We start from the raw sequence: 4,007 nt of genomic DNA, 5'->3' as shown, positions 1-4,007 counted from the left end.
GGAAAGACCAGTCATTACCGTGTCGGCGTGGCGGTTTGCCCGCGGCAGGTAATTGTCGATATAAAATTCAGCGGTAATCAGCTTGGTACGCAGGAACTCATCCGCGTATTCGCCGTTACCCAGTTGTTCGTGAGCCGCCAGCGCACTTTTCGCCAGCAACCAACCACCGCACAGGAAGCCGTGCATCATCAGGAAGTCGAAGCAGACGCTACCGGCCAGGTCAGGGTTACTGGCTGATTTGTCCAGCAACCAGGTGCGTACCTGCATCGAACGTTCGACGGCCATGCGCAGTTCGCGATTCATCTTGGCGAACGCCGGTGAATCAACCGCAGACAGGGCGTTAACGGTAATCATCATCTCGGTCTGCAGGCTTTCCAGCGCAGCGCCTTTATCCATCAGCATTTTACGACCGATGAAATCCAGCGCCTGAATGCCGGTGGTGCCTTCGTAGATCGGAAGAATACGGGCGTCGCGATAGTGCTGAGCAGCGCCGGTTTCTTCGATGAAGCCCATGCCACCGTGTACCTGAACGTTCAGGGAGGTCAGTTCCTGCGCGAATTCGGTCATCCAACCTTTCACGATCGGGGTCAGCAGATCTACACGCGGTTTGTAGTGCTGTATTTCTTCAGCATCATCGCTGTGGGCTTTATCCACATCGGATGCAGCCACATAGGCCAGGGCACGCATCGCTTCAGTGCCGGACTTCATCGCCAGCAACATACGGCGTACATCCGCGTGTTCGATGATCGGCATTTTGCTACCGTCTTTACGGGTACCCTGAATACGCTCTTTGGCGTACTCAACGGCCTGCTGATAGGCACGTTCAGAGATGGACAAACCCTGCAGGCCAACAGACTGGCGGGCGTGGTTCATCATGGTGAACATGTACATCAGACCTTTGTTGGCCTCACCCACCAGATAGCCTTCTGCACCGCCGTTGTCACCAAAGCTCATGACGCAGGTTGGGCTGCCGTGGATACCCAGTTTGTGTTCCAGTGAGACACAGACCGCATCGTTCAGCTCACCCGGTGCACCGTTGGCGTCCAGTTTGAACTTCGGCACGATAAACAGGGAGATCCCTTTGACACCGGCAGGTGCGTCGGGCAGGCGGGCCAGTACCAGATGAACCACGTTGGAGGTCATCTGATGGTCGCCCCAGGTGATAAAGATCTTCTGGCCGGTAATTTTGTAGCTGTCACCGTCCGGAATCGCTTTAGACGCAACCGCAGACAGGTCAGAGCCCGCATTCGGCTCTGTCAGGTTCATGGTGCCGGTCCATTCACCGCTGATTAGCTGTGGCAGGTATTGCGCTTTCAGCTCATCGCTACCGTGGGCGATCAGGGCTTCAACCGCACCCTGACTCAGCATCGGGCAGAGGGCAAAACCCATGTTGGCAGAGTGCCAGAGTTCGTTGACGGCGGTACCGAGAACGTTCGGTAGCGCCTGACCACCAAACTCTTCAGGTCCGGTCAGCGTCGCCCAGCCGTTGTCGACATACTGTTGATAGGCATCCGCAAACCCTTTGGTTTCCAGAACCTTGTTATCTTCCAGACGTGCGCCGTTCTGATCGCCAGTGCTGTTCAGCGGCGCGAGTACATCGGCGGCCAGTTTTCCCGCTTCTTCTATAATGACTGACGCCAGCTCGCTGTTAACCTCTTCCAGACCGGCATCGCTGCAGTACTGATCGAACTTAACCAGTTCTTTGATAACAAAGTTCGCATCCGCGTAAGGGGCGGTATAAGTGCTCATAAACGTATCTCGTTCCTTGTAGCGTGGGTGACTACGGTATTCGTGCCTTTGTTGCCGTGGGTGTTGATAGCGGCTTGAGTAGCCATACCAAAGTTGACGCTGTCAGCCCCCACGGCGACAAAGATGGTTTTACTCTTCAGATTCAGGGTTGTTTGCGCGATCACGCAGCAGGAACTTCTGAATCTTGCCGGTGCTGGTTTTTGGCATATCACCGAACACGACGGTTTTAGGGGCTTTAAAGTGGGCCATGTTGTCGCGGCAGTAAGCGATGATCTCTTCTGCGCTGACCGCATCTGCGTTGTCTTTCAGGGAAACAAAAGCACACGGCGTTTCGCCCCATTTCTCATCCCGTTTCGCAACAACTGCAGCTTCCTGCACCATCGGGTGGCTGAACAACACATCTTCCACTTCGATACTGGAGATGTTTTCACCACCGGAGATGATGATGTCTTTGGAGCGGTCTTTAATCTCGATGTACCCGTCTTCGTGCCATACCGCCAGATCACCGGAGTGGAACCAGCCGCCTTCAAATGCATCAGCCGTGGTGGTTGGGTTTTTCAGGTAACCCTTCATCACCAGGTTGCCGCGCATAAAGACTTCACCCATGGTTTTACCGTCCTGTGGGACAGGTTCCATGGTGACCGGATCGGCGACCATCAGATCGTCCAGCATTGGTGCGCGCACACCCTGACGGGATTTCAGGCGCGCCTGTTCTTCAGCGGTTTTGTCGTTCCATTCGTCGTGCCATGCACAAACAACAGACGGACCGTAGGTTTCAGTCAGGCCGTACACGTGGGTCACTTTAATGCCCAGGTTTTCCATGCCTTCGATGACGGAGGCTGGTGGCGCAGCACCTGCGGTCATCACTTTCACCTGATGGTTGATGCCATCTTTCAAAGCGTCATCGGCGGAGTTCAGCATGTTTAGGACAATCGGTGCACCACAGAAGTAGCCGACTTTTTCTTTCTTGATCATGTTGAAGATATCTTCAGCGCGCACATGACGCAGGCAAACGCTGACACCAGCCATCGCCGCAATCGTCCATGGGAAGCACCAGCCGTTGCAGTGGAACATCGGCAGGGTCCACAGGTAGACCGGATGGTGATCCATCGCCCATGACAGGGCGTTGCTGTTGGCGTTCAGGTACGCGCCACGGTGGTGGTAAACCACACCTTTAGGGTCACCGGTGGTGCCGGAGGTGTAGTTCAGAGTGATCGCTTCCCACTCATCCGCTGGCAGGGCATAGGCGTAATCTTCATCACCGTTAGCGATGAAGGCTTCGTAATCGGTATCACCGATCAGCTCGCCATCGGTCCAGTACGGATCGTCGATATCGATCACGTACGGTTTTTCATCCATCAGTTCGAGCGCGCCTTTCACCACTTTGCTCAGTTCTTTATCGGTGATCAGCACCTTAGAACCGGCGTGTTTCAGGATGAACGCAACGACTTCTGAATCGAGGCGGGTATTGATGGAGTTCAGCACGGCGCCACACATCGGTACCGCAAAATGCGCTTCGAAGTGTTCCGGCAGGTTTGGGGCCATAATGGACACCGCATCACCTTTTTCAACGCCGTGGGCGTTCAGGGCACTGGCCAGCTTCTTACAACGACTGAATGTTTCTGACCAGTTGCGGCGAATCTCTCCATGCACAACCGCAGGACGGTTTGGATACACCTGAGCCGCGCGTTCCAGAAATTTGATCGGGGTCAGCGCCGCAAAGTTTGCTGCGTTTTTGTCCAAATTCGTCTCGAAGGCTGATCTGTTATTCATTATTGTTTCCCTCGTTATCGTTGTTTTAAGTGGGCCTGTACTCAGGCGCCGGTAAATTGGGCTTTACGGCGCTCGGTGAACGCAGTCATACCCTCAGTTTGATCTTCAGTCGCAAAGCTCAGGCCGAAGAGATCACTCTCCATCCGGCAGCCGTTTTCGATGCTCTGGTCAGATGAGGCCTGTACCAGACGTTTGCAGTGATAAAGCGCCTGCGGGGCGTTGTTGGCGATAGTGATAGCCATATCGATACCGCGTTCCTGCAGCTGCTGAGCCGGATAGACCTGATTGCAGAGTCCGATGTTCAGCGCCTGCTCCGCGTTGAGCTTCTCGCCGGTGAGCAGTAGCTGAGCCGCCATGCCCGGACCCACGCGGCGCGGAAGGCGCTGGCTGCCACCAAAGCCCGGTGGTACACCCAGGGTCACTTCCGGCTGACCGAACACGGCGTTGTCGGCGGCAAGAATAAAGTCACAGCTCATCGCCAGTTC

The 4,007-nt window shown here is 55.2% G+C and carries 3 protein-coding genes; all 3 read right to left on the bottom strand.

Going from position 1 to position 4,007, the window contains the following annotated elements:
• Positions 1–1,749: acyl-CoA dehydrogenase family protein (locus ABYW01_RS15945; protein ID WP_372834543.1), on the bottom strand; the 1,749-nt coding region annotated here is incomplete at its 3' end.
• 129 nt (positions 1,750–1,878) lie between these two features.
• Positions 1,879–3,522, bottom strand: coding sequence for an acyl-CoA synthetase (locus ABYW01_RS15940; protein ID WP_372834541.1), 1,644 nt, complete (start codon positions 3,520–3,522; stop codon positions 1,879–1,881).
• A gap of 41 nt (positions 3,523–3,563) precedes the next feature.
• Positions 3,564–4,007, bottom strand: a 444-nt coding sequence (locus tag ABYW01_RS15935) for an enoyl-CoA hydratase/isomerase family protein (RefSeq protein WP_372834539.1), incomplete at its 5' end; no start/stop codon positions are given.

The sequence above is a fragment of the Pontibacterium sp. genome (genome assembly GCF_041587635.1).
Taxonomy (GTDB): Bacteria; Pseudomonadota; Gammaproteobacteria; order Pseudomonadales; family Balneatricaceae; genus Pontibacterium.
This window is presented reverse-complemented; position numbering and strand designations above follow the sequence as displayed.